The 24,168-nt window shown below is 54.3% G+C and carries 20 protein-coding genes and 2 pseudogenes; 9 read left to right on the top strand and 13 right to left on the bottom strand.

From position 1 onward, the window contains the following. Positions 1 to 138: 138 nt before the first annotated feature. Positions 139 to 747, bottom strand: coding sequence for an integrase core domain-containing protein (locus tag HNQ59_RS18090; protein ID WP_246491080.1), 609 nt, complete (start codon positions 745 to 747; stop codon positions 139 to 141). A 209-nt stretch (positions 748 to 956) separates the two neighbouring features. Then, on the bottom strand, positions 957 to 1,271 hold the full coding sequence (locus HNQ59_RS18095) for a DUF1153 domain-containing protein (protein ID WP_184041806.1): 315 nt from the start codon (positions 1,269 to 1,271) through the stop codon (positions 957 to 959). A gap of 45 nt (positions 1,272 to 1,316) precedes the next feature. On the opposite strand from HNQ59_RS18095, the pseudogene HNQ59_RS18100 reads away from it, so the two are divergent. Continuing rightward, positions 1,317 to 2,072 (top strand): annotated as a pseudogene (locus tag HNQ59_RS18100) (IS5 family transposase); the annotation flags it as partial. A 56-nt stretch (positions 2,073 to 2,128) separates the two neighbouring features. Here the strand turns inward: HNQ59_RS18100 and HNQ59_RS18105 are convergent. After that, entirely contained in the window at positions 2,129 to 2,896 is a 768-nt protein-coding gene (locus HNQ59_RS18105) for a hypothetical protein (protein ID WP_184041807.1), read from the bottom strand. A gap of 314 nt (positions 2,897 to 3,210) precedes the next feature. Further along, a pseudogene (locus tag HNQ59_RS18110) lies at positions 3,211 to 4,119 on the bottom strand (IS5 family transposase). Positions 4,120 to 4,294: 175 nt separating this feature from the next. On the opposite strand from HNQ59_RS18110, the gene HNQ59_RS20020 reads away from it, so the two are divergent. Both HNQ59_RS20020 and HNQ59_RS18120 read left to right on the top strand, forming a co-directional pair. Continuing rightward, positions 4,295 to 4,624 (top strand): deaminase domain-containing protein, encoded by a 330-nt coding sequence (locus tag HNQ59_RS20020; RefSeq protein ID WP_425491404.1) that lies wholly within the window; start codon positions 4,295 to 4,297, stop codon positions 4,622 to 4,624. Positions 4,625 to 4,626: 2 nt separating this feature from the next. Further along, positions 4,627 to 5,103, top strand: coding sequence for a hypothetical protein (locus HNQ59_RS18120; protein WP_184041809.1), 477 nt, complete (start codon positions 4,627 to 4,629; stop codon positions 5,101 to 5,103). 207 nt (positions 5,104 to 5,310) lie between these two features. Here the strand turns inward: HNQ59_RS18120 and HNQ59_RS18125 are convergent, their stop codons facing one another. Both HNQ59_RS18125 and fumC read right to left on the bottom strand, forming a co-directional pair. Further along, a complete protein-coding gene (locus HNQ59_RS18125) occupies positions 5,311 to 5,853 on the bottom strand; it encodes an RNA 2'-phosphotransferase (protein WP_184041810.1) in 543 nt (180 codons plus the stop codon). A gap of 240 nt (positions 5,854 to 6,093) precedes the next feature. Beyond that, entirely contained in the window at positions 6,094 to 7,488 is a 1,395-nt protein-coding gene (gene fumC, locus HNQ59_RS18130) for a class II fumarate hydratase (protein WP_184041811.1), read from the bottom strand. A gap of 222 nt (positions 7,489 to 7,710) precedes the next feature. Here fumC and HNQ59_RS18135 point away from each other — a divergent pair, with 222 nt between their 5' ends. Together HNQ59_RS18135 and HNQ59_RS18140 are read left to right on the top strand one after the other, a co-directional pair. Continuing rightward, positions 7,711 to 8,454, top strand: coding sequence for a hypothetical protein (locus HNQ59_RS18135; protein ID WP_184041812.1), 744 nt, complete (start codon positions 7,711 to 7,713; stop codon positions 8,452 to 8,454). Positions 8,455 to 8,472: 18 nt separating this feature from the next. Next, positions 8,473 to 9,042: a Rossmann-fold NAD(P)-binding domain-containing protein gene (locus HNQ59_RS18140; RefSeq protein WP_184041813.1), complete on the top strand. Its 570-nt coding sequence runs from the start codon at positions 8,473 to 8,475 to the stop codon at positions 9,040 to 9,042. A gap of 66 nt (positions 9,043 to 9,108) precedes the next feature. On the opposite strand, the gene HNQ59_RS18145 is transcribed toward HNQ59_RS18140, so the two are convergent. After that, a complete protein-coding gene (locus HNQ59_RS18145) occupies positions 9,109 to 9,324 on the bottom strand; it encodes a hypothetical protein (protein ID WP_184041814.1) in 216 nt (71 codons plus the stop codon). A 106-nt stretch (positions 9,325 to 9,430) separates the two neighbouring features. On the opposite strand from HNQ59_RS18145, the gene HNQ59_RS18150 reads away from it, so the two are divergent. Next, on the top strand, positions 9,431 to 11,380 hold the full coding sequence (locus tag HNQ59_RS18150) for a hypothetical protein (protein ID WP_221320289.1): 1,950 nt from the start codon (positions 9,431 to 9,433) through the stop codon (positions 11,378 to 11,380). A gap of 151 nt (positions 11,381 to 11,531) precedes the next feature. Here HNQ59_RS18150 and HNQ59_RS18155 read toward each other — a convergent pair whose 3' ends face one another. Next, positions 11,532 to 12,326 (bottom strand): hypothetical protein, encoded by a 795-nt coding sequence (locus HNQ59_RS18155; protein ID WP_184041816.1) that lies wholly within the window; start codon positions 12,324 to 12,326, stop codon positions 11,532 to 11,534. 436 nt (positions 12,327 to 12,762) lie between these two features. Between HNQ59_RS18155 and HNQ59_RS18160 the strand changes: the two genes are divergently transcribed. Further along, entirely contained in the window at positions 12,763 to 16,110 is a 3,348-nt protein-coding gene (locus HNQ59_RS18160; protein ID WP_184041817.1) for an AAA family ATPase, read from the top strand. A gap of 23 nt (positions 16,111 to 16,133) precedes the next feature. Here the strand turns inward: HNQ59_RS18160 and HNQ59_RS18165 are convergent, their stop codons facing one another. Next, positions 16,134 to 16,997 carry an SDR family oxidoreductase gene (locus HNQ59_RS18165; RefSeq protein ID WP_184041818.1) on the bottom strand — a complete coding sequence of 288 codons (864 nt, stop codon included), beginning with the start codon at positions 16,995 to 16,997 and terminating at the stop codon, positions 16,134 to 16,136. 62 nt (positions 16,998 to 17,059) lie between these two features. Here HNQ59_RS18165 and HNQ59_RS18170 point away from each other — a divergent pair, with 62 nt between their 5' ends. Continuing rightward, the gene (locus tag HNQ59_RS18170) at positions 17,060 to 18,091 is read left to right on the top strand and encodes a CDP-6-deoxy-delta-3,4-glucoseen reductase (RefSeq protein ID WP_184041819.1); all 1,032 of its coding nucleotides are present in this window, start codon (positions 17,060 to 17,062) and stop codon (positions 18,089 to 18,091) included. Positions 18,092 to 18,315: 224 nt separating this feature from the next. On the opposite strand, the gene HNQ59_RS18175 is transcribed toward HNQ59_RS18170, so the two are convergent. From HNQ59_RS18175 to HNQ59_RS18190, 4 genes are all read right to left on the bottom strand, one after another. Beyond that, complete coding sequence (locus tag HNQ59_RS18175) at positions 18,316 to 19,773, bottom strand: DegQ family serine endoprotease (protein ID WP_184041820.1); 1,458 nt, start codon at positions 19,771 to 19,773, stop codon at positions 18,316 to 18,318. A gap of 45 nt (positions 19,774 to 19,818) precedes the next feature. Next, positions 19,819 to 20,595: an exodeoxyribonuclease III gene (gene xth, locus HNQ59_RS18180; RefSeq protein ID WP_184041821.1), complete on the bottom strand. Its 777-nt coding sequence runs from the start codon at positions 20,593 to 20,595 to the stop codon at positions 19,819 to 19,821. Between the two features lie 19 nt (positions 20,596 to 20,614). Beyond that, complete coding sequence (locus HNQ59_RS18185; protein ID WP_184041822.1) at positions 20,615 to 21,154, bottom strand: glutaredoxin family protein; 540 nt, start codon at positions 21,152 to 21,154, stop codon at positions 20,615 to 20,617. An 81-nt stretch (positions 21,155 to 21,235) separates the two neighbouring features. Next, positions 21,236 to 23,266 carry a M3 family metallopeptidase gene (locus HNQ59_RS18190; protein WP_184041823.1) on the bottom strand — a complete coding sequence of 677 codons (2,031 nt, stop codon included), beginning with the start codon at positions 23,264 to 23,266 and terminating at the stop codon, positions 21,236 to 21,238. Between the two features lie 138 nt (positions 23,267 to 23,404). Between HNQ59_RS18190 and HNQ59_RS18195 the strand changes: the two genes are divergently transcribed. Further along, complete coding sequence (locus tag HNQ59_RS18195) at positions 23,405 to 23,944, top strand: gamma carbonic anhydrase family protein (RefSeq protein WP_184041824.1); 540 nt, start codon at positions 23,405 to 23,407, stop codon at positions 23,942 to 23,944. Positions 23,945 to 24,168 lie beyond the last annotated feature (224 nt).

Below are 24,168 nucleotides of genomic sequence, written 5' to 3' on the forward strand. Positions count from 1 at the left end.
CGCCTTCCACTCCGGCGGCGTAGGCATCACCTTTGGCAAACAGCGTGCGATGGACAACAGCCAGATCCAGAGCAGCCAACTGCAAGCCAGCACCGGCCAACTCACCGTGGTGTAATGCCCCATCCCTTTCTGCACAAATCAGGCTGCTAATTGATACCTCACCGCTGGCGTCTGCATCCCCAAGGCCTGATGCGGTCGCCGGTGGTTGTCATACCCGACCCAGTCCGCGATCACCCGGCTGGCGTGCGCCAGACTTTCAAACCGATGACGATGCACACATTGCGCTTTCAACGTCCGGATCAGTCGTTCCACCATGCCGTTCTGCTCGGGCGTGCATGGGGTGATGAATTCCTGCTGCAAACCATAGCCCTTGACCTGCGCTGTGTAGCTTTGGCTGGTGAACACCAGTCCATTGTCACTGCATAGCAGGAAGGGCCCTGTCACCCGTCCAAGGTAACCGAAGCGGTTGATCAAGGCTTGTTCCAGTGCCGACTCCGCGGTCTTTGACTTGCCACAGCGCGACAGATGCCAGCCCAGCAGTTCCCGGGTGCAGCAGTCCATCACCAGCGCCAGCTGGCACCAGCCACCCTGTCCGGCCCAGATGCGGCACAGGTCGGTGGCCCTGCGCTCATCAGGCAGCTGGGCGACTGAGGGCACAACCTGGATCCGAGGACGGAAACCCACCGCTCGCTTCCTCACCTGCCAGCCTTTGCGCTGGAAGATGCGCTGTACTGTGTTCTTGTTCATGCCCAAGTGGTGGGCAACGGTTCGATAGCCGAAGCCCGGGTTGGCTTCAATCAGGGTCTTGATGTCGTCTGCCCGCTGTGGCTACAGTCTGGGGGCAGCCTTGTGCTGGTGGTAGGACACGCTGCGACGGGGCACTTCAAACCCGCGGCACAGCTGGCTGATGGACACCGCTATCCCTTCATCTGCCAGTCCCTGCTGGGCGAGTTCGATCACTTGTCGTCCTCGCCCAGCAGGGACGGCAACTTTTTTCGGGCTCGCAGCCCCAGCATGGCTTCGCCATAGGCTTCCTGCAGATCCTTGAGTTGTTTCTCGTACTGTTCGCGGATGTCCATCGGCTTGGCACGTAGAGCGTTTTCCATGCCGCGTCTGGCGTCATCGACCCAAGCCTCTATCTCGGATGGGGTGAGGTCGAAGGCTCGAGCGGCTTCGGCTACAGTGGTCTTCCCCTGGATGATTTCGACCGCCAGTGCGGCTTTGCGCTTGGCGGTCCAGCGTTTGATGTCATCTTCCATGGTCATGCTCATCACGGTCTCCTATGTGAATGATGACCTGTGCAGCTTTTTAGTGGGTCATTACAGTCCTGCCTTTCGTTGAAGTGCTTGTTTGGGCTTCCCTTGCGCCAGAGCATGGGCTTGGTTGAGAGTCTGCTGGCGTTATCAGGACTGGATTGGCCGATTCCCGATTTCAGCACGATCTCTCGGCGTCAGAAGCATCTGCAGGTCACCATCCCCTATCGTGGTGGAGATGACGCACTCCATTGGTTGGTCGATAGCACAGGGGTCAAGATGTTGGGCGAAGGCGAATGGAAAACCAAGAAGCACGGCGCCGACTATCGCCGCCAGCAGCGCAAAGTCCACCTGGGGATTGATGCCCAGACGCTGGAGATTCGGGCGATTGAAGTCACCAGCAACAGCGTGAGTGACGTCCCTATGCTGCCAGAGCTTCTCGCGCAAGTCACCACACCTATCGCCAGCGTAACGGGCGACGGGGTTTACGATACCAAGACCTGCCATGAGGCCGTGGGTGCTGCGGCGATTATTCCGGCACGAAAGAATGCCCGGCCATGGAAGAAATATCCGCCGGGTGCGCACACACGAAACGACATCGTGAAGGCCATCCAGCGATTGGGGTGAAGCATCTGGAAGACGTGGAGTGGCTACCACCGGCGCAGCCTGGTCGAGACCAAAATGCGCTGCTTGAAACTTCTGGGCGAACGGATCATGGCACGCGACTTCGACCGCCAGGTCGCCGAACTTCAAGTGCGTGCTGCCTTGTTCAACCGTTTCACTCAACTCGGCACGCCAGTTACGGTGGCTATGCCATAAATCCGCCTGGGGCAAGGGGGAGCTCAACCCTCAACTGATTTGTGCAACAAAGCCGGCTATGCATTATCTAAGCAATCCTCAGCAAACAGGCTTAGAGCTCCAATTGTTGTATTGCAAATTTGAGGATGATTTTTTTCTACAAAATTATAAATATCCGAGACGTGAATAAATTGCACATTCTCAAATTCGTCAGATGTCATATTCTTTGATTTCATTTCTTCTTTTGAATCACTTAATTCTGCAATTGCAATAATTTCCGGATGCGGAAGAATACAGTCATATATGACACCTTTTATATATAGATTATTTACTTTTAAATCACCCATCTCTTCTTGCAGTTCTCGATAAATAAATCCAAATATATCTGGCTGTCCAACTTCATCCCAATCTAAAGATCGATCAAAAAAACCACCGAATGTAAAATACTTTCCCGGATTTGCATCGACGGTCATGGAGCGCCTTGCCAATGGAATATAGCCATCACAAGTTAGTGGGATAACTACGCTCCCTAATGGGTTTGAAGCCATTGAGCCTATGTCGCTCGCCAATCGAGTAGCATAGTAATCTTTATAGTCAGTATTCCCAAAATAAAGACTTAGTATTTCACCATCAACAGCCGCGTCAGCCAATCTAAATATTTCCGATGAAAAGAGAAGGCGTCCATTTCTTTTCGAATTCAGTCTCGCCTCTTCCCAGCATTTTTTGATTGCTTGTTGTTGATCAACGTCTCTAGTAACACTGTATAAGTCCGAATCATAAATAACCCTTACCTGTGATGGGTTGAATTTTCCAGCGGCAAGAACTGAGTAATATTGACTAATCAATTTGATGGCCTTTTACCGTGTTCATCATACAGGGCATGCCTCTCTAACTTGAAATCCAAGACGATGAATTTGGTCTTCCATTGCGGATCTGTCCAGTCCTTGGATAAATCGCCTGTGCCAAATTTCCACACAGAGAAGACTCCAAATAAGCTTCCTGAAATTTGACTTACGCAGCCGATGGTCGCTTAGCATATTTCTAATTTGATCGGGATGCATTAAGGTGGTGACAAATGAATCTGAGGAGCATAGCAGACTAGAGAGGCTTTGTTACACAAATCAGTTGAGGGTTGAGCTCCCCCTTGCCCCAGGCGGATTTATGGCATAGCCACCGTAACTGGCGTGCCGAGTTGAGTGAAACGGTTGAACAAGGCAGCACGCACTTGAAGTTCGGCGACCTGGCGGTCGAAGTCGCGTGCCATGATCCGTTCGCCTAGAAGTTTCAAGCAGCGCATTTTGGTCTCGACCAGGCTGCGCCGGTGGTAGCCACTCCACGTCTTCCAGATGCTTCACCCCAATCGCTGGATGGCCTTCACGATGTCGTTTCGTGTGTGCGCACCCGGCGGATATTTCTTCCATGGCCGGGCATTCTTTCGTGCCGGAATAATCGCCGCAGCACCCACGGCCTCATGGCAGGTCTTGGTATCGTAAACCCCGTCGCCCGTTACGCTGGCGATAGGTGTGGTGACTTGCGCGAGAAGCTCTGGCAGCATAGGGACGTCACTCACGCTGTTGCTGGTGACTTCAATCGCCCGAATCTCCAGCGTCTGGGCATCAATCCCCAGGTGGATTTTGCGCTGCTGGCGGCGATAGTTGGCGCCGTGCTTCTTGGTTTTCCATTCGCCTTCACCCAACATCTTGACCCCTGTGCTATCGACCAACCAATGGAGTGCGTCATCTCCACCACGATAGGGGATGGTGACCTGCAGATGCTTCTGACGCCGAGAGATCGTGCTGAAATCGGGAATCGGCCAATCCAGTCCTGATAACGCCAGCAGACTCTCAACCAAGCCCATGCTATGGCGCAAGGGAAGCCCAAACAAGCACTTCAACGAAAGGCAGAACTGGATGACTGTGTCGCTGTAGGTCGGTGACCAGCCACGTTTACCGGTGCCATCGGCAAACCATGCCATCTCCTTGTCCAGCCAGGAACCTCGCGACTTCAGTCCGGCGTTATACGCTTTCCAGTTCTTCGTACAGTATTGCTTCGATGCAGGCTTCGGCATCCGTGGCTCTGTTCAGTCACAAACCTTAGCTGCATAACCGGTTTATGCAACAAAGCCGGGCAGGCTTGGTCATGGCGCTATCTTACCAAGCTGCGGTCCTGCCGGATTTGTGAAATAGGGCCGCAAGAAGGCTACGTAAGTTTTCCGCCGGAGGAGCTTATTGAAGCCAGTACCAGTGGAGAGAAGCCCTGTTCGTCGTGAATTTGATACCGAATGCAAGATCTTGGAAGATTTTTCTCCGCAATACAGGAGGAATCCACAGGTGCAGGACAATATCAATCTGTTTACTGAGAGATTACCATGCTCTAGTTGTAGCAATGTTATTTCAGATAAATTTGCTAAACTATACTCAAATGTCGAAGTACGGTTTTACCATAATAATGGCGAGATTACAGTATATAGGGCCTCATCATCTCAGATAGTTAAAGTACCAGACTCTAGCAAATTGACCTGGTCATCAGCTCATGATTTGCATGTGATCCAAACCAAGAAGAAAGGAAAATAAATATGTTTCCTAATGCTAGTATTGAAGAGCTCACTTCAGAAGAGGTTTATGCATATGTAGATTGTAAATCTGTTTATTTGGCTTTATTGCAATATTATTCAGATTTATATGACTATCCTCGTGCAAAAGCTGTATTGGCGGAGGCAGATGCCGATATGCTAAACGACCACCTTTGGTGGATAATGAATGAAGCTTGGAAAGAGTATGGAACGTTGAACCCGGCAGTTCCCTATCGGTGGCTTGCCATTGCCAAACATGCATTACACTGGAATCACATGCCCAGCAACTTTCATCGATGGGCAATGGCTATTCTTGAGAAATTCGATCTGGAGCGCTATCAAGCTGCATATCATCTGCCAGAAGCTGAATATGCCGCCATGAAGCAGGATCTACCCATTGTGCTGGAAGGTTTGCGCCAATTCCCACCAGAAAAGTTTGCCCCTCCTCTTGATGAGGAAAACTGGGGCTTGACAGACTAGTAATGGTTTCCTTCGCCGGGCGTCCTCTCCCAAGGCGACAGCGCCCACGGCAACCTACAGATTGCGGGCAGCCAACTACAAGCAGGCGGCCACCTGACCCTGCAAAGCCTGCAAGGCCGTGACGACTTCGAGGACTGGATTCAAGCTGCGCAGAATGAGTCTTCTCGTTACAAAGCCGATAGGGCTGAGTTTGAAAATGACGAGCAGTCAAACACTCAGATATTCAGTCGGCACGCCGCTGGTCAACCAAACTCCGTTCTCTGCCTGAAAGAACTTGAAACCCTGCTGATGCATCCGCAGGGTTTCAATTTTTAGTATGACCGGCTTGCCATAACGTTGCCCGACTGCGGTTGCGGTCTGTATATCTTCGGAAAGATGCACATGCTGCCGCTCGCCGGGTTTAAGCCCTTCGCGCATGATCGATTCCAAAAAACGTGTTGCTGTCCCGTGGTACAAAAACTCGGGTGGTATCTTCTCGGCATAGGTAATGGCAACACTGTGAGTTGAATGCCCCTGTACAGCGCGAATGCGCAGCCCGTCTTCTGAAATGGCAAAGCGCTTCTTATCGCTACTCTCGACCACGGCATGAATTAACGCCTCATTCAATGCGCGGCCTGCCTGTTTGGCACCCGCAATCAGGGCGGCAATATTGGCCCAGCCCTCACGATCCAGCGTCAAGCCAATTGCTTGCGGCTCATGGCGTAAAACGTAGCTTAAAAATTTGCTGGTTTCTGCGTGTTGTTTGTTCATGTTTACTCTCATTCGACTACTGAATTTGTTGTGACTTCTGTTGTGGTCCGGGCTTCAGTTGAACTGATTGCCAACCTAAACAAGCGCCGATCTTCTGCCCGCGTCAACGTTGCATCCATCATCGCGTGAACTCGGTTTCCGGGTAGGTTCCATCCTCCAATTTGGCAAGGCCACGGCCCCGACCAGCACTTTGCGCCAGGTTTCTTCCTATTGGCTGCGCTTGGCCATGGGGGCGATACATCAAGGATGGGTCATGTCCAGCGGGATGATCCAATCTTGATATTGGGCTTCGGTCAGGTGGCCTAGGGCGAGGGCTGCGCTTTTGAGAGTTGTTCCCTCATGATGGGCCTTTTTGGCGATCTGGGCGGCTTTGTCATAGCCGATGTGGCGATTCAGTGCGGTGACCAACATCAGGTTGTTGTTGAGGTTTTCAGCGATTTTGGTTGTTTCGGGCTCGATACCTTGGGCGCAGTGCTGGTCGAATGCGGTGACGGCATCTGCGATCAGCTCAATGCTTTCCAGTACGTTATGGACCATGACTGGTTTGAACACATTCAGCTGGAAGTTGCCCTGGCTGCCAGCAAAGGCAACAGCAGCGTCATTACCGAATACCTGTACACAGACCATGGTGAGTGCTTCGCATTGGGTGGGGTTGACCTTGCCGGGCATGATGGATGAGCCGGGTTCGTTTTCTGGAATGCGTAATTCGCCGATTCCGCAGCGTGGGCCGCTGGCCAGCCAGCGTACATCATTGGCTAGTTTCATCAGCCCGCCGGCCAGGGTGCGTAATGCGGCGGAGGTATTCACCAGGGCGTCGTGTGCAGCCAGTGCGAAGAATTTGTTGCTGGCCGAGCGGAATGGAAAGCCAGTCAGGGCGCTGATCTTCGCCGCTGCAGTGTCACCGAAGGCTGGGTGGGCGTTGAGCCCTGTTCCGACAGCAGTACCGCCGATGGCCAGGTCATAGAGCCCTGGCAGGGCTTGCTGGATGGTTGCCAGGCCGAAATCCAGCTGGGCAACCCAGGCGCCGATTTCCTGGCCCAGTGTGATCGGGGTGGCGTCTTGCAGATGGGTGCGCCCGGTTTTGACCAGTGTAGCGTAGGCATCAGCCTTGGTCGCCAGGGTGTCGCGCAGTTGGGAAACCGCGGGCAACAGCCGGTGGTGGATTTCCTCCACCACGGCAATGTGCATGGCGGTAGGAAAGGTGTCATTGGATGACTGGCCGCGATTCACATGATCATTCGGATGAACGGGTGCTTTGCTGCCAATGATGCCACCGGCCAGCTCAATGGCACGGTTGGCGATCACTTCATTGGCGTTCATGTTTGATTGCGTGCCGGAGCCGGTCTGGAACACCACGAGGGGGAAATGGTCATCCAGCTTGCCAGCAATCACTTCATCGGCAGCTTGGGCGATCCAAGCTCCCAATTCCTTTGGTAGCTCGCCCAGCTCTGCGTTGGCTTCTGCCGCGCCACGTTTTAATAGGCCCAGTGCCCGAATTACCGGGCGCTGCCAGCGGAAACGATCCACGCCGATTGGAAAGTGATGAATCGAGCGCTGGGTCTGTGCTCCCCAGTAACGGTCGGCAGGCACATCGATGGTGCCCATGGAATCGGTTTCGGTACGTGTTGCAGTCATGCTGGCTTCCTTGCTGTGTGAAGAGAAACAGAAATAAAGCGGGCCGGGCCGATGGCCTGAGTCCAAGGGGCGCTGCGAACCCGACGGATATCAGCCACGAACTGTGTACGACTGTAGCCGAGATTGCAAATCGTCTCACATTCCGTACCATGGTTGTGGAATGGTCGGCTTGTGTATTGGCAAGTCTTGCCGACTGCGTTGTGGGCATGATCGAGGTGAGTGATGAATCTGACTAAACATGGCCTCTGGGCCTGCTTATTGTGGGGGATGGTGTCGCCTGCATGGGCTGCTGATGCGGCTTGTGGCAAGGCGCTGAATCTGGCCCCTGTTGCTGTCAAACTGCTGGGTGGTGGGCAAATACAGACCGAAGTAGGGGCCGTACCCTTGTTAGGGCTGTTGCGGCAGTTGCAGCAGGCCTTACCTCAGGGTGCGCAGCTGCAGCAGTTGCAGGTGGATGATCGACAGATCCAACTCACAATCCACCTGACCGACAGAGCGCTGACAGAGCCGGTATTGACCGAGCTGGCAACGCCGTGGGGGTTAAAACCTGCGCCGGGGGTGGCAAATGAGCAGAGCCTGGTGTTGCACACCTCGCTGGTGGCCTTGGCCAAGACGTTCGATTGTGGTGTGGCTGTAGGCCGGGGCGTTACCCTGCGTGGTTTCTCCGATTTTGCCGACGCACTTTATAGGCGGGTGCTCCGCTACGACCTAAGTATTCATCATTACCAGGCTAAAGCCGTGATCAAAGCGGCGTCAATGCGGGTGCCCAGCTTTTATCCCGCGCAATTCAGGGTGGTGGGTGGCTGGGACGAGCTATTGAAGTGGTTGGGTGATGAGATCAAACAGCCCTATACGTCGGTGGCGCATGGTTTGCAATTGCGAAGGCTCACTGATGGCCAATACGAGCTGGGGTTTGAGTTCCGTTTGGTGGGCGAGCCGGTGGTGGCATTGGTGCCCAAGGTGTAATCCACTGCTGGAGGGCTGATGAAGTATCAACATGGGTTGGTGATGGGTGGAACTGGCATGTTATCTGCCGCTGCAGTGGCGTTGGCTAGGCAGTCCACGCAATTGACCTTGGTTGCGCGAACGGACTTGTCATTGCAACGTTTGGCGGCGCAAGTGGCGCGGCCTGAATTGGTTTCATATCAATTGCGACTGGACTGGTCAAACCGCGCCTTGTTCATCGATGGAATCCACCAACACCTTGCCCAAGTCGGCATGCCGGATGTGATGTTGTGTTGGTTGCATGAAGACGACTGCCTGCTCGATCTGGCGCTGGGCATCCCGCCCCTGCCAGCACCGATGCGGGTGATTCATGTCAGAAGCAGCGCGATCAGCGCGCCGGGCCAGCGGGTAGACCCGGTCAAGGCTTATTGTGTAGCCCGGCCTGATTTGGCCTATCAACAAGTTGTCCTCGGCTTCAAATTGAGCGGCGATACCTCACGCTGGCTGACTCATCAAGAGATCTGCCAAGGTGTACTGACCGCGCTTGACCACCCTGACAAGGCATGTCTGACTGTCGGCGTCACCACGCCCTGGGAAAGACGACCCTAGGCCAGCCATCTGCTGTGCGGTCGTGATATGGGGCGATCATGCCCTGCCTGTCCCGCCGGTTGTAGCCTACTGGCTCGATTCTTTTATGACGCCCATCCCAAACCTTGAAACTCTGCCAGCCGAGCCTGATGGATGGTCACGTTTGTGAGTTGAATATCTGAAATTCAGGGCATTGATATTCAAAGCCAAATCAAAATGATTGAATCGAATCAACCAAAATGTAATGCCATTTGAATGGCCGATGTAGCTGCGCCCGGAAAGGCCAACAGGCTTGCCCGCCATCACCGCACCACTTGTACAGATGCGGTTCACCTTTGTACGAATAACATGGCCTGGTGCTGTGTGAATCAAAAAAACTATCGGAAATATTTTTCATTTTGGGCAAAGCATGTCATCAATTCAATCAAATAAAAGACACTGGGCGTATTCATTGATTTCCCTGGCCACACTGACCGCGCTCGCTGCATGTGGCGGCGGGGGGAGCGGGCAGAGCGAGCCGGGTGCCGCACCGTCACCACCCGTACAAGGTGGCACTTGGCCTGATACCAGTCCCGCCATCACGCCCGACGTAGCCAATATTGCGGTGGCCATCAATACCCAATCCGGCATGCCTGGCGACAGCGAGATATTGCAGGCGGCCCAACCCAATGTTGCCTATTCCTTTGAAGACAATACCCGCTATATCGCCCAGCAGACCAGGGAGGGCTCGGAATTGTTGCGGGTGAGTAATCGGTTGGGGGAGCCGGTATGGCGGATTCCTCTGAAGGGCACCGGTGGTGGCCAACTGACAGCCAAGGGGCAAGCTGTTGCGGTGGTGACCTATGAGGAGGGCATCCCGCTGCTGACGCTGTCACGTGATCGTGGGACGAGTTTGTATACCTTCTCGTTGCGCAATCTGGGCGAGGTGCTGGATATGCAATGGCAAAGCCCCTGGCAATTGCTGCTTTTGACGACACGGGGGCTGTTGCAGGTGGGCCCTGAAAATGTCCTGGCGCCGTTGGATTGGGTCGAGAGGGCACGAGGCACGAGATTGGCGGCCAGTGATAAGCGCGTTGCCATCTGGCGCGATACGTCATTGTGGGTGTCGGATAATGGTGGGCAGTATTTTTACACGGTAGATACCCGGTTTATGAATCCAGCCTCTGCGCGGATCGACGCAGTGGCGGTTCATGGGTGGCAGATGATGGTGGTGGCCGATGGGCGCACGTATCAGACCGACCAAGCAGGTAGATTCTTTGACCCGATGCCTGCTTGGGATCAGGCCACCTGTAATCAGCCGCTCCAAGTCAATCAACCTGCCCGCCTGATTGCGCACCCCGCCGGGTTCTACTTGATTCGCGAAACATGCTATGTCCGTGGTAGCCGGACTTCGCCGGTTTCCATCCCAAGAGTGACTGGCGTCAAGCAGTTGGCCAGTTTGGGTGCACGTAACTGGATACTGGCTGACCAGGGTTTGTTCGAACTGGATCTGGCCCGACAAAGTGTGGATGTCGCGGTTGATAAACTTGGCAAGCCGATCCTGTCCACGCGCCAACCACATGACCTCGCTGTGCTGGGTAATCAGATGGCCCTGCTACCACAAGGCGTGCTGACTGCTGACAGTGAGCTGATCTGGTCAAACGACATGGGCAAGAATGTGACGCGCTATAAATTGCTTCCTGCTTGGTTTGGTCTGACAGGTGGTTTTGGCGGGGCGTTGGATGTGCGGTCTGTGGCACTGACCCAAAGTGCCTTGTTTATAGGCACCGCCGTAGGGTTGATCAGAGTCGAGCTGTGGGATGGTAAGCCGGACTTCAATCGTATCTCGCGGCTGCTGCCTGATGTGGCTGTCAATCGGATGACAGGTAGCCCCGATGGTCGGCGCGCATATCTGGCCACCAGCCAGGGGGCTTATCAGAGCTTGGATGGTGGCCATACCTTGGCAGAGGCAATCCCAGCGTTGCAAGCGAAACCGCTGCGCTATCTGGCCGAGGCGGGTGACTATTTGCTGTTTGAAGGTCGCGACCTCAATCAGAATCTACGCCTGCCCGATGGTAGTTTGTCTACGCTGGGTTTTGTAGCCCCCTACACCAATGGGCGCTACATTCATGCGGGACAGTTACAGGACGTGGTGGTGGCTGATGGCAGACCATATGTGGCAATGGGCGACAAATTGCTGAGAGAGGAGGCCGCCAAAGCCAATTTCGCGGATATATCCGCTCTGTATGGTATGGGTGGGTGGTCGCTTTCGAACCCGCCTCAGCATATTACCCGGTTGTTGCCGGTTGCACAGGGCCTGCTGATCGGGTCAGACCAAGGGCTGATGTGGGTGGCAAGGCGTTCGCTGCCCATTCATTGATCAGGTTGATCAAGTAGATTGGGCCAGGAAATCCATCTCAGGCTGGGGGTCATCAAAACGCCAGCGCTGGATCGCTGACCACAGAGCTTGACGACAAAGAAAAAAAGCCCGCAACAGTGTTGCGGGCCTTGGATCGGATGGATAACCCACCTCAGAAACCTAAACTCAATGCAAGATCATGATCCTTGCGAGGGTCGAACCCAGTCTGCGGTGGCAGGCGCAACCAGGTGACCGGGAAATTCTCGAAATTCGGGCGTGTATGTGTCGGCCCTGCGACGAAAACGGGTAAATTCCGCGCCCCCTTGAGTGCCTGAAAGTCTTGCACCCATTTTGGTAACAAAACATGCCAATTGGCTGGCAATGGGCGGTTATGGACATGTGCCCACTCACCTTTGCGTAGTAGAATGATTGACAGATTGTCTGGCTCGATCACCACGAACAACGAGTCATCTGGAATCTTCGCCTGTAACTTATTGAAGATGGCAACGGTCATCGGCATCAGATTGATATCACGGATGCCGCAATCTTCGCCAAAGCGCTCAAGGCTTTTCATCAAACGGCTGTCTACCGCACTGACCACGCGGGTCCGGCCAGACATGGCCGGCGATAAAGTGAGCGACCAGGAATTGGCAATGTCACCATGGCGCAATGACAGCATGGCATAAGCGTAGGATCGAGTTTCATCCTCGGACAACTGCGCACCTTGCCAAGGTAGCACCGCGAACTTGACCCAGGCAGCCGAAACCATGACATCCAATGATTGGGTGCCAGTGCCAAAGCGATCATGCCACTCCACCAGTTCATCAAAACGTGGTGTGGCGTTGTTCAGGTAAAGTGGCATGCGATTGTGCTGTAGACAACGCCGCCGGATTGCGCTGACCCGGGTGACTTCAAGTTTGTTCGACAGAATGGAAAGTGTCAGACGATCCCTGAGCAGTCCGAACATATACTCACTCCTATGCCGCTAAGTATTGCCATTTGTTTTGGAAGCTGTGCCACAAACTGCCATGTGCCCGAGAGGCACACATTGCTCATGCCAGCCTCTTGTTTTTCCGCCAGTTTGCCTGCAGATGGCTCCCAAGTAGCCGGAGCCTCGACGCCGGCTGCTTGTTTTTGATGATCCGATTTTACGCAAGTAGGTGTTACCAGAGCGTTACTGCATGTAACACCTTCAGCGTGAAAACGCAGTTAAATGGTTTCACAAGTAGCGTTGCAGTTTGATTGCAAAAAAAATCTGCCCCCAAAGTTGACATAAATATTGCTACGAATATTTCTGCATTTGGTAATATCCAAGGTTGAAAACAAATGACAATGCGTTTTTGCATGACAAATGAATGAAACGCAGGGCAAAATAGCAAAAACAGGGTTGAGGTACAAGCAAAATGGATTCGGATCAGGGGGCGGCATTTGCCTTGTGTTTGCATGGCGCGCCGTGTCTGCAGACCAGCCAAGGGGTGGTCAGACTCGAACGTAAAGACGCGGGCATGCTGGCTTATCTGGCCATGGAGCACTCTGCAACGCGAGCGCGTCTTGCAGCGTTGTTCTGGCCAGACACCGATGCCGACAAAGCGCGTCGCAATCTGCGCCAGAGGCTGCTCAGGCTGCGCAGGCTAATTGATCTGCCCTTGATCGATGGCGACCAGGTCCTTTCCATACATTCCAATCTGCAAATACTAAAGGCCGGGTCATCTGGAGATGGTGAAGCGCATATCCTGCTAGGTGCATTCCAGTATGAGGACTTGTCCGAGTTCCAGGCTTGGCTGGACCGTGTCCGCATCCAGCAGGGCATGCAAGCCCAGCAGAGCATCAAACAACGCATGCAACAGGCGGAGTCCGCCATGTTGCTTGATGAAGCGATTGTGGCGGCCAACCAGTTGTTGGCGATTGATGCAGTCGATGAAGATGGCTATCGCTGCCTGATCAAGTGTCACTACCTGAAGGGGGATCGCGGTGCGGCATTGGATGCCTATCGACTTTGTCAGGTGACGTTGGCCAAGGAGCTGGGTGTGGCTCCCTCGGAAGAGACAGAATTTCTACGCAAGCAATTGCAACAGAAGGTCGTGTCCCCAACTGTGCCTGCTGCCCTGCCTGTAACAGTATTGCGACCACCCCAATTGGTGGGGAGAGGTACCGAGTGGCAATGGCTGTTGACACAATGGCAATGTGGCCGGATCGCTTTTGTCCATGGTCAGGCGGGTATCGGCAAAAGCCGCTTGGTCCATGAATTCACCAACCATCAGAGCGCTGGCGTGGTGGCCGTGGAAGGTCGAGCTGGTGACGCGGCCATTCCCTACTTATTTCTGTCGCGCTTTGTCCGGGCTTTGTTGCCGTTGATGACAGCGCCGTTGACCGAGGGGGAGCGGGTGGCCTTGTCTGGCCTGCTGTCCGAGCTGGCGCAACCAGGGCGTGTGGCACAAGATCAAGACCGCGCCGCGCTGATTCATACTATTGAAGGTATCTTGCTCGGCTTAGCGGGCCAGCAGATCTCCGGTTTGCTGCTGGATGATCTGCATTATGCCGATCAGGCCAGTATCGAAGTCTTGTCTGCGTTGTTGCCGACCACTTTGCCGGTCAGGTTGCCCTGGCTGATGGCCTTTCGGGAGGAGTGCGCGCCCGCACACCTGCAGCGCATGCTGGATGACTGCCTGCATGCAGGTTGGGCGGCCAGTCTCCAGCTTGGGCCATTGACGCTGGATCAGACGACCCGACTGGTCGAATCGCTGGTGCTGCCCGGGCTGGATCTGTCGTCGCTGATGGCGGCGCTGCAACAGCGTTCATCTGGCAACCCAGTGATTTTGCTTGAGATTGTCAAGGCGCTCTATCAGCAATATGGTGGGAGTGGCAAGCTACCTGTCGCCCTGCCCATTCCAGACAATGTCAAAGCCATTTTCAGGTTGCGGTTGAGCAATCTGAGCAATCAGGCCATGTCGCTGGCCAGGTGTGCTGCTGTGGCGGGGCAGAGTTTCACGACCGAGCTGGCGCAAGCTGTGCTGGGCATCAGCCTGCTGGATCTGATTTCACCTTGGCATGAATTGGAACAGGCGCAGATTCTGGAGAATCGTGCCATGGTGCACGAGTCGTTGGCTGATGCCATTCTGGCCGATATTCCCGACACCTTGCTGCAGCTGCTGCACTATGAGATTGCCAGCTTTCTGGAGCTGCAGTGTGAGACGCCCAAGCATCTGCTGGTGGGGCATTGGCAAAAGGCCGGACGGGCGGATCGTGCCTTGCCATTGATGATGGCTGAGGCAGATGCGGCAAATCAGTCCGGACGCTGCTTGGAGGAGATCAGCTGGCTGGAGCAGATGCTCCCCTTGTTGGTAGAGGCGGGTGAAACAGGGGCATTCAAACTGCGTTATCGACTGTTCTGGCGTTATCGCCTGGCGAAGCCACTACATTTGCTGGCAGATCAGGTGAGCGCACTGGCTGAATTGGCTGAAGGCGAGCCAGAGCTGACCTGGTTGGCCATCGCACAGACCGAGTTGGCCTTGGTGGAGGGGGATGTGGAGAGGGCTCGTCTCAGGGCGGACACCGCGCTCTCCACGGCCCATCAGCTGAATGACCATTCATTGATCTTTGAGGCAACCAAGGCGTTGGCCAGGGTATTGCAACAACAAGAGTGCTATGACTTGGCTTTGCAGGAGGTCGATAAAGTGCAATCCCGCTTACCGATTACAGATCAGGCGTTGGGTATTGATACCGCGCTCCATTATGCGATGGCGCTGCTCGATGCAGACCGGTTCACCGAAAGCCTGCTCTATACCCAGCATGCGCAGCGCATGGCGGCGGCGCAAGCCATGCATAGCACCAGCTTGCAACTGTCGCTGGTCGCCGGACACGCGGAATTCGCCATGGGGGATGTCAGCAAGGCGCTGGCACACTTCCGGCAGGCAGACACCTTGCATTCCACTCATATGGTCGCACCGAACATCTGGCAGGGGCATTTCTCCACCTACGCCAATATCCTCCGGCAAGCTGGGCATTACCAGCAGGCATTAGCCATTCTTGAACTGGCCCGCACGCGCACCATGGCGCAAAACGCCGATCTGCAAGCGCTGGATTGCTACGCCTTGGCCCAGTTGTACTGGCAGTTGGGTCAGCCAGCCAAGGCCAAGCCTTTGTTGGAGGAAGCGCGACGATTGAGCGGAAAATCTGCCTATGTCGAGGCGCAAGGGCTGATCCTGCAAGCGCGCCTGAACATGGCGCTATCGAATCAGGCCAAGGAAGACCTGTTGCTGCGGGCGTTGACCATGTTGCCAGACAGCGGTCGGCGCAATCTACGCATCATGGCGCTGCTGGCGCTGTCGGAAATCCCCCACCGGACTGACACATATGAAGATGCCCGGCAGGCCCATAAAATTGCGCAACAGCATGATCTGTGGGGCTGGCAGGCGGCCAGTCTGGCGATCATGGCGCGCGAAGCGCTGAAGCTGCAGCGCCGCGAAGAGGCAACCATGCACGCATTGTCTGCTGTGGCGTTGCTGCTCAACTATGTGCCTGGCGATATCTACCCGATCACCATCTGGCGCGAGGTATATGAGGTACTGCAATCCCAGGCGTACCAGGCTGCTTCAGACACAGCGCTGGAATACGCCAGCCGTTGGTTGGCTCGTGTTGCCGCTTGTGACGTGCCTTTGGAATATCAGGATTCCTTCTTCCATCGCAATCCAGACAACAAACTATTCCTTCACCTGGCTCGGTTCAGGCAAGCCCCGACCGAGATGCATTGAGGCACATGCTTCACCGTGTCATCTCATTCGGCCTGTAGGCCGGTCACCAGCGTGGGATGATGCAGTCGGATCTTCAATTCAGCATGCAGCCGATGGGCGCATAGGCGGCGAGACTCATCCATGAACGACAGCATGGCAGGCGTCAGCCGCTGGCTTGCCTCAGCCCTGTTGATGCGGGGTGGGCGGGGCAGGCCGGCTACATCCGCGACGCGATCAAAATAGTCGCCCATCTTCATCACATCTTCATCCACCACGTTGTAGACCCGCTGCGACTGGCCTCGAAGACTGGCTGCAATGGCGATGCGGGCCAGATCCTGGGCGTGGATATGGTTGGTATAACCGTCCTCTTCGGAGAGCAGTGCCGGCAGGCCCGCCCGAATGCGCTCGATCGGTAGCCGGTTGGCAGCATAGATACCAGGCACACGCAAGATCACCACTTGCGATCCGGTCTGCCGTCCCCATGCCCGGAGCTGCCGCTCTGCATCGACCCGCCGACATGCACGATCGGTCTGTGGGTTGACGGTGCGTGATTCGTTAATCTCCGCACCAGCACAATTGCCATATACGCCGCTGGTGCTGATGTAGATCAGGCGCTGTGGTAATATCCCACGCTTTGTCAATGCGTTAAGCAGATGGCGGGTGCGAGTGTCCTGCTTGCCGCTCGCAGGGGGCGGGGCAAAGTGGAACACCATATGGGCCAAACCGCTGATCCGGCTCAACGTTGCAGGCTGGTCCAGATCCCCGACAATGGGGCAGATGCCCACAGCACGGAGTGTTTTGGCTTTGTCTTGATGGCGTATCAGACCATATAGCTGGTAGCGTTGCCCAAGCAGCCTGGCGGTGCGTAGCGCAATGTCACCGCACCCAATGAAGAGAACTCGTTGCATAGCGCAAGTCTATAATGAAAACCAGATGGTGTGTTCATCTGGAGCTGAAGGAATGAAACAAGATGTCGTGTAAGGTGACCGTCAAGCCAAGTGGGCATGAATTTATCGTCAACGAAGGCGAGACAATCCTTGAGGCCGCATTGCGAGAAAGCATCATGTTGCCATATGGCTGCCGCAATGGCGCATGTGGTGCTTGTAAAGGCAAGGTGTTGGAAGGTGCGGTCACTCATTCCGCTCATGCCGAATCGACATTGAGTCGGGAGGAAGTCGCCAATGGCATGGCGCTGTTTTGTTGCGCCAAGCCGTCGGGTGACGTGATCATCGAGTCCAAGGAGATCGGTGCGGCCAAGGACATTCAGATCAAGACCTTGCCTTGCCGTGTCGAGAAAATAGACAAGATCTCCCACAATGTGGCGGTGTTGTCGCTGAAGCTGCCAGCCAACGAGCGTCTGCAGTTCATGGCGGGTCAATACATCGACATCATCATGAAAGATGGCAAGCGTCGCAGTTTCAGTATTGCCAATGCCCCACACGACGACGCCTTCATTCAGCTCCATATCCGCCACATGGCGGGCGGCTCGTTCTCTGAGTACGTATGGAATACCATGAAACCCAAGGAGATCATGCGATTCCAAGGGCCATTGGGCAGTTTTTTCCTGCGTGAGGATTCTGACAAACCCATCGTGTTTGTTGCCAGCGGCACGGGTTTTGCGCCGATCAAGGGTATTGTCGAGCATGCGATCAAGCACAATATCCAGCGCCCGATGACCTTGTATTGGGGGGCTTACAACAAGTCGGACATCTATATGTATGACCTGCCTGAGCAATGGGCTCGCGATTACCCACACTTTAAATTTGTCCCTGTTTTGTCAGACCCGGTACCGGCTGATGGCTGGACAGGTCGCACCGGCTTCGTACACACCGCTGTGCTGGAGGATGTAGCCGATTTCTCCGGACATCAGGTCTATGCCTGCGGGGCCCCAGTGATGGTCGAGGCCGCACATAAAAGCTTCATCGAGAAGGGCTTACCTGAAGACGAGTTCTACTCAGATGCGTTCTTCCTGTCGAAGGACTTGAAACCAACGGGTGCTTGATCAGCTGCCGCGTATTTGGATGGGTTGGTGCAACAAGCATGCGCCCAGCCTTGATCCGGCGGTACAGTTGCTGTGTGTTTCGTAGTTGAATCAGCCAAGCTAATTGAGAGAAATCAACTAGGTCGCCGTGGTATTCAAAAGAAAAGGAGACGAAACATCGTCTCCTTTTTCATTCACCATCGATGGCTATGCAGGTCTTGAATGGCTTCGGCCTGTATGCCTGATCAGCGAAGCTTCAATGGTACATACAGCGTGTTGCCTTCACGCAATACCAACAAGGCAATGGTGCCACCGTCGAAACGACTGATCAGCTTGGTGAACTGAGCAACACTGGCTACCTCATTCGAGTTGACCGCCAGGATCACGTCATTGGTTTCCAGCCCTGCCTTGGCAGCCGGGCCTTCAACGTCTTCAATCAAGACGCCCGCCCGTATCCGCAACTCATTGCGTTGCTCTGCCGATAGATCAGACAGTTGCAGGCCAAGACGGGCGATTTTGGCTGGGGCTGTCTGTGGTGTATCTGCATTGGCCACCATTTTTTCGGTGGGCATTTCTGCGACCGTGACTTTGACGACCACTTCACGCCCCTTACGCCAAACCTTCAGATCTGCCTTGCTGCCCGGCTTGATATTGGCTACCAGCAACGGCAATTCATTGGAGGATTTCACGGGCTGGTTGTTGAATGCCACGATGACATCGCCAGGCTGCAGGCCTGCTTTGGCCGCTGGGCCATCCGCTTCGACCATCGAAACCAGGGCACCGTCCGTGCTTTTCAAACCGAAGCTCTGCGCCAGTTCCTGCGTCAATGGTTGAATCTGCACGCCGATTTTGCCACGACTGACCTTGCCACTTTCCTGTAGCTGCTTGGCGACATTCAGTGCGACATCGATCGGGATGGCAAACGAAATCCCCATATACCCACCGGATCGGGAGTAGATCTGGGAATTGATGCCAACGACTTCGCCTTTCATATTGAATAGCGGGCCGCCTGAGTTACCCGGGTTGATGGGTACGTCGGTCTGAATGAAAGGGACGTAGCTTTCATCTGGCAAAGACCGCCCCTTGGCGCTGACAATCCCTGCTGTGACAGAGTTGTCAAAGCCGAAAGGCTGGCCGATGGCGACGACCCATTCGCCCACCCGTAAATTGTCCGGGTCGCCCAGGGGGACCTTGGGCAGGCCGGTGGCATTGATCTTCACCAACGCCACATCGGTGCGGCGGTCTACACCGATGACCTTGGCTTTGAATTCACGTTTATCGGTCAGGCGGACATTGACTTCATCGGCCTCCGCCACCACATGCGCATTGGTCAGGATGTAGCCGTCATCGGAAATGACAAAGCCAGAACCCAAGGATTGGGTCTGATATTGACGTGGCGTTTGAGGCGGGGCAAATCGCTTGAAGAATTCGTAAAAAGGGTCGTCCTCGGATAACCCAGGCCCACGACCACGAGTGCTGACCGTCTGAGTGGTGCTGATATTGACAACTGCAGGACCCTCTTTTTCGATCAGGCTGGTGAAGTCCGGTAAGGTGACGCCCGGATTGCGCTGAATGCTCGGCAAGGGGCTATCGCTATGCTTGGTGTCTTTCTGTGTGGTATCTGAGGGCGGCTTATTGCAGCCTGCCAGCAGGGTGGCTGCTAGCACCAGCACGCAGACTCGGCGGAGTGGTAACTTCTTCATACAAGTCCTGGATGATTTAAACAATCAAGTGAGGCTGATTGTGGTTCAGCGGGCGGAGTCGCTCAATGTCACGATGACCGGAGTGTGATCCGATGGCCGCTCGTTTCGACGAGGGGCGACATCGATCACACATTGAAGACACCGTTCGGCCAGCGAATTGGAAAGCAGGATATGGTCGATACGAAGGCCCAGATTGCGTTTGAAGCCATTCATCCGGTAATCCCACCACGTAAAAGCTTTGTCGGGTTGTTCAAATGCCCGGAAGGCATCTTTCATCCCCATCCCCAATAGTTGCTCGAATGCGGCTCGCTCAGGCGGGCTGACCAGGACCTGCCCCGCCCACGCCTTGGGGTCATGGACGTCACGGTCTTCTGGTGCAATATTGTAATCGCCCAGTAGCGCTAAGGAATGATAGGTGGCGAGCTGTGCTTTGATCCAGCTTTGAAGTGCCTCAAGCCAGCGTAACTTGTATTGATATTTATCTGAATCCAGGCTCTGGCCGTTCGGAAAGTAGGCGCACACGACCCTGACATCGTTGATCGTGGCGGCAATCAGCCGTTTCTGTGGATCATCCAGATTGGGCAGGTTGACCTGTATGTCGTGTATTTCGTGCTTTGAAAGAATGGCGACACCGTTATAGGTCTTCTGTCCAGCAAAGGCCACGCGGTAGCCCGCTTCCTCAATTTCATGTTGCGGAAAGTTGACATCTTCCAGCTTGGTTTCCTGCAGGCACAGTGCATCAACTGGGTTCTCTGCGAGCCAAGTCAGAACCTGTGGCAGCCGAACTTTGAGCGAGTTTACATTCCAGGTGGCCAATTGCATCAATCAATAGTGCTCCGTTTTATGGGTTGCCATCACCGGTTTTACTGGGTGGCGTGGCAACGGTTTCCTTGGGTTTGTTTGCCATTGCGGGGCTTTCCGCCTTGGGGTAGCCCGCAGCATCCAAAGCACTATGCCATGAGCTTGCTTCAAAGCCGTTGGTGGCTTTGCTGCCAACAATCAGGACCGGGACCTGATCCGAACCGGACAGTTTTTTCAGCTCATCCATATATGCTTGCTGGGTGCCGGGGTTTTTCAATGTGTAGGGGATGCCTCGTTTTATCAGCAGCTGTCTGGCATTGGTACAGACGTCACCACAATCACTACTGAATAAGGTGACAGGATTCTTGCGAATTGCCTCTTGCATGGCATAGCCTTGCACCGAGGTCTGGATGGTGCTGCCTTTGAAATCCTTTTGCTGTCCTTTGATGTGAGGCGGCGGTGGCTGGTCGGAAAAGACTGTCTTGCCCGTTGCCGGATCAGTCCATGTATAAACCTGGCCGGCCACCACGCCACCAGCGAGCGATAAAAGCATCAATGCGATCAAAGAATGTCTGAACATGACTGGTTTCCCCTACTAAAGTGTTCATGACAATATTATATCAGCATTCATTTGTCATGCCGCTGGTGGCTTGCCGCTAACTCAGGCTGCGGCAACCATGCCGTTATGTCTGAGCAAGGCGTCAATCTGCGGTTCCCGCCCACGGAATGCCTTGAACGATTCAAGCGCTGGGCGGCTGCCGCCAACTGCCAGGATCTCGTGCCAGAAGCGTCGGCCTATCTCCGGGTTCAGCACACCTTGTTCCTCAAATGCTGCATATGCATCCGCAGACAGGACTTCTGCCCACTTATAACTGTAGTATCCCGCCGCATAACCGCCGGCAAAGATATGGCTGAAGGAGTGCGGAAGGCGATTGAACGCCGGTGGAATGACCACAGCAACCTCTTTACGCACTGCATCCAGCACATCCAATATGGTCTTATCCTGCCCAGGGCGGAAGTGGGTGTGAACCTGCATGTCGAACATACCCAGCTCTAGCTGGCGGGCAAACTGCATCCCACATTGGAAATTCTTCGCCGCCAGCATCTTGTCGAACAACTCTCTTGGTAAGGCTGTCCCGGTATCGATATGGCGGGTCATATGAGAAAGGACATCCCATTCCCAGCAAAAGTTCTCCATGAACTGGCTGGGGAGTTCCACCGCATCCCACTCCACGCCATTGATACCTGACACAGGCCGCTCGCTGACATGGGTCATCAAATGATGTAGACCATGCCCCGCCTCGTGGAACAGCGTGATCACTTCATCATGGGTGAATAGCGCAGGTTTATCGCCAACTGGTGCCGAGAAATTACATACCAGATACGCTACCGGTGTTTGAATCTGCCCTTGCTTCTCGATCCGGGCGATAGCGTCATCCATCCAGGCGCCGCCACGCTTACCTGTGCGTGCGTACATATCCAGATAGAACTGGCCAATCAGTTGGCCATCATGTTCGATACGGTAGAACTTGACATCCTTGTGCCAGATCTCTGCCTGGTCTGGTTTGATCGTCACCCCATATATGGTTGACAGTAACTTGAACAGGCCATCCAGCACGACTGGCTCTGGAAAGTATTGTCTGACTTCCTGATCAGAAAAGGCATATCTCGCCACGCGGAGCCGCTCGCTCACATAGGGCACGTCCCATGCCTCAACCTTTTCCATGCCCAACTCATTGCGGGCAAAAGCGTTCAATTCCTCCCAATCCTTCTGGGCAAAAGGTTTGCTTCTGCTGGCAAGATCCCGTAAAAAGCGCATGACTTGATCAGGTGTGTCCGCCATCTTGGTGGCCAGCGAAATCTCAGCAAAGGTCTGATACCCCAAGAGCTCAGCTGCTTCCGTGCGCAAAGCCAGAATCTGATCGATCAGCTGGGTATTGTCCAGCTCGCCTGGGCCAAACTCAGATGCGCGGGTGACAAAGGCACGGTACATCTCAGCCCGTAACTCGCGATTGTGACAATACTGCATGACCGGAAAGTAGGATGGGTATTGCAAGGTCAACTTGTAACCAGTCTTACCATCGGCTTCAGCAGCCTCTTTGGCGGCAGCCAGACAATCATCTGGCAAGCCCGCGAGTGGTGTGGCATCCTCAAAATATTGGCCAAAGGCATCGGTGGCATCTAACAAGTGCTCTTCAAACTTCGCACTCAGGTTGGCCAATTCCTCTTGAATGACCTTGAATCGTGCCTTTTGCTCCTCCGGCAACTCTGCGCCACCCAGGACGAAGTCGCGCAACTCATCGTCAACAATCTTCCTTTGGGTATCATTCAACCGGCCCCATTCCGCTGAAGCCTTAAGCTCCTTGTACTTGGCGTACAAAGCGAGGTTCTGGGACAAGTTGGAGTAGAACTGCGTAATCTTGGGCAGATTCTGATTATATGCATCGCGTTGTTCAGGGCTGGAAACAACACTATTCAAATGACTTACTTGGCTCCAGGCCCGGCCCAGACGTTCCAGACCCTCATCCAGCGGTCGAATGAAATCCGCCCATGTTGGCGTACTTTGGTCATGGGTCAGTCTCTCGACCAGTGCTTCGTTCTCAGCCAGCAACTGATCGATTGCAGGTGTGGCATGTTCGGGCTTGATGGTGTTGTATTTCGGCAGCCCAGTGAAATCAAGCAAAGGATTCATATATTAGTGTTCCTGAACGGTTTAGTGGCAATGGCACAGTTGACTCCGCACTATGCCAGATTAAACACCATTTGGTGAGGCAAAGCTTTTATCCCATAAACTTGGGGTGAACAACCGCGTTCTCAAGAGGGATTCACAATGTTTAACAATATCACCAGCTACCAAGACATCTGGCCAACAGTGCCAGAAAGTTGCTTCATACACCCCGGTGCGCAAGTCATCGGAGATGTGGAGCTGGGTGAACATACCTCGGTCTGGCCATTCGCCGTCATCCGGGGAGATGTCAATAAAATCCGCATTGGAGATCACACAAACATCCAAGACCTGTCCATGCTGCATGTGTCACACCGACGACCCGAGGACCCTGAAGGCGCACCACTGATCATTGGAAGCCGAGTGACGATCGCGCATCATGTCACCTTGCATGGTTGCACCATAGGGGACGAGTGCCTGATCGGCATTGGCACAATCGTACTCGACCGCGCGATCATCGAGCCGCATGTAATGGTAGGCGCTGGGAGCTTGGTTCCACCTGGCAAAATACTCAAATCTGGACACCTCTACCTTGGGAGCCCGGTCAAAGAGGTTCGTCGACTGTCGCCCGAAGAGCTCGCACATTTCAAATACTCTGCTGAACACTATGTAAAGGTAAAAAATCATTACAAGGCGACCAAATGAGGGCCTGTGGAAAATATCTGGTCGTGATGCATGCCAGCGCTGGTGCAGTCTGGGGTGAAGGGTATGAAAAATTGTCGTGATAGAAAACAGTGACTTATCAAATCATTTAGAAAAAATCTGGTTTGGAGTGTTGACGGCCAGTAGGTGAGTGAGTATAGTTCGGCCTCTCTCGCAGCGACACAGCGGAACGGAAGATAGTTTAGCTGCTGTAACTGAATGATCTT

It is taken from the genome of Chitinivorax tropicus (genome assembly GCF_014202905.1).
Taxonomy (GTDB): domain Bacteria; phylum Pseudomonadota; class Gammaproteobacteria; order Burkholderiales; family SCOH01; genus Chitinivorax; species Chitinivorax tropicus.

What these genes read in the sequence shown, in the direction of transcription:
- HNQ59_RS18090 (WP_246491080.1), bottom strand. Translation starts at nt 747, where the DNA reads ATGAACAAGAACACAGTACAGCGCATCTTCCAGCGCAAAGGCTGGCAG.
- HNQ59_RS18095 (WP_184041806.1), bottom strand. Translation starts at nt 1,271, where the DNA reads ATGAGCATGACCATGGAAGATGACATCAAACGCTGGACCGCCAAGCGC.
- HNQ59_RS18120 (WP_184041809.1), top strand. Translation starts at nt 4,627, where the DNA reads ATGTTTCCTAATGCTAGTATTGAAGAGCTCACTTCAGAAGAGGTTTAT.
- HNQ59_RS18125 (WP_184041810.1), bottom strand. Translation starts at nt 5,853, where the DNA reads ATGAACAAACAACACGCAGAAACCAGCAAATTTTTAAGCTACGTTTTA.
- fumC (WP_184041811.1), bottom strand. Translation starts at nt 7,488, where the DNA reads ATGACTGCAACACGTACCGAAACCGATTCCATGGGCACCATCGATGTG.
- HNQ59_RS18135 (WP_184041812.1), top strand. Translation starts at nt 7,711, where the DNA reads ATGAATCTGACTAAACATGGCCTCTGGGCCTGCTTATTGTGGGGGATG.
- HNQ59_RS18140 (WP_184041813.1), top strand. Translation starts at nt 8,473, where the DNA reads ATGAAGTATCAACATGGGTTGGTGATGGGTGGAACTGGCATGTTATCT.
- HNQ59_RS18145 (WP_184041814.1), bottom strand. Translation starts at nt 9,324, where the DNA reads ATGGCGGGCAAGCCTGTTGGCCTTTCCGGGCGCAGCTACATCGGCCAT.
- HNQ59_RS18150 (WP_221320289.1), top strand. Translation starts at nt 9,431, where the DNA reads ATGTCATCAATTCAATCAAATAAAAGACACTGGGCGTATTCATTGATT.
- HNQ59_RS18155 (WP_184041816.1), bottom strand. Translation starts at nt 12,326, where the DNA reads ATGTTCGGACTGCTCAGGGATCGTCTGACACTTTCCATTCTGTCGAAC.
- HNQ59_RS18160 (WP_184041817.1), top strand. Translation starts at nt 12,763, where the DNA reads ATGGATTCGGATCAGGGGGCGGCATTTGCCTTGTGTTTGCATGGCGCG.
- HNQ59_RS18165 (WP_184041818.1), bottom strand. Translation starts at nt 16,997, where the DNA reads ATGCAACGAGTTCTCTTCATTGGGTGCGGTGACATTGCGCTACGCACC.
- HNQ59_RS18170 (WP_184041819.1), top strand. Translation starts at nt 17,060, where the DNA reads ATGTCGTGTAAGGTGACCGTCAAGCCAAGTGGGCATGAATTTATCGTC.
- HNQ59_RS18175 (WP_184041820.1), bottom strand. Translation starts at nt 19,773, where the DNA reads ATGAAGAAGTTACCACTCCGCCGAGTCTGCGTGCTGGTGCTAGCAGCC.
- xth (WP_184041821.1), bottom strand. Translation starts at nt 20,595, where the DNA reads ATGCAATTGGCCACCTGGAATGTAAACTCGCTCAAAGTTCGGCTGCCA.
- HNQ59_RS18185 (WP_184041822.1), bottom strand. Translation starts at nt 21,154, where the DNA reads ATGTTCAGACATTCTTTGATCGCATTGATGCTTTTATCGCTCGCTGGT.
- HNQ59_RS18190 (WP_184041823.1), bottom strand. Translation starts at nt 23,266, where the DNA reads ATGAATCCTTTGCTTGATTTCACTGGGCTGCCGAAATACAACACCATC.
- HNQ59_RS18195 (WP_184041824.1), top strand. Translation starts at nt 23,405, where the DNA reads ATGTTTAACAATATCACCAGCTACCAAGACATCTGGCCAACAGTGCCA.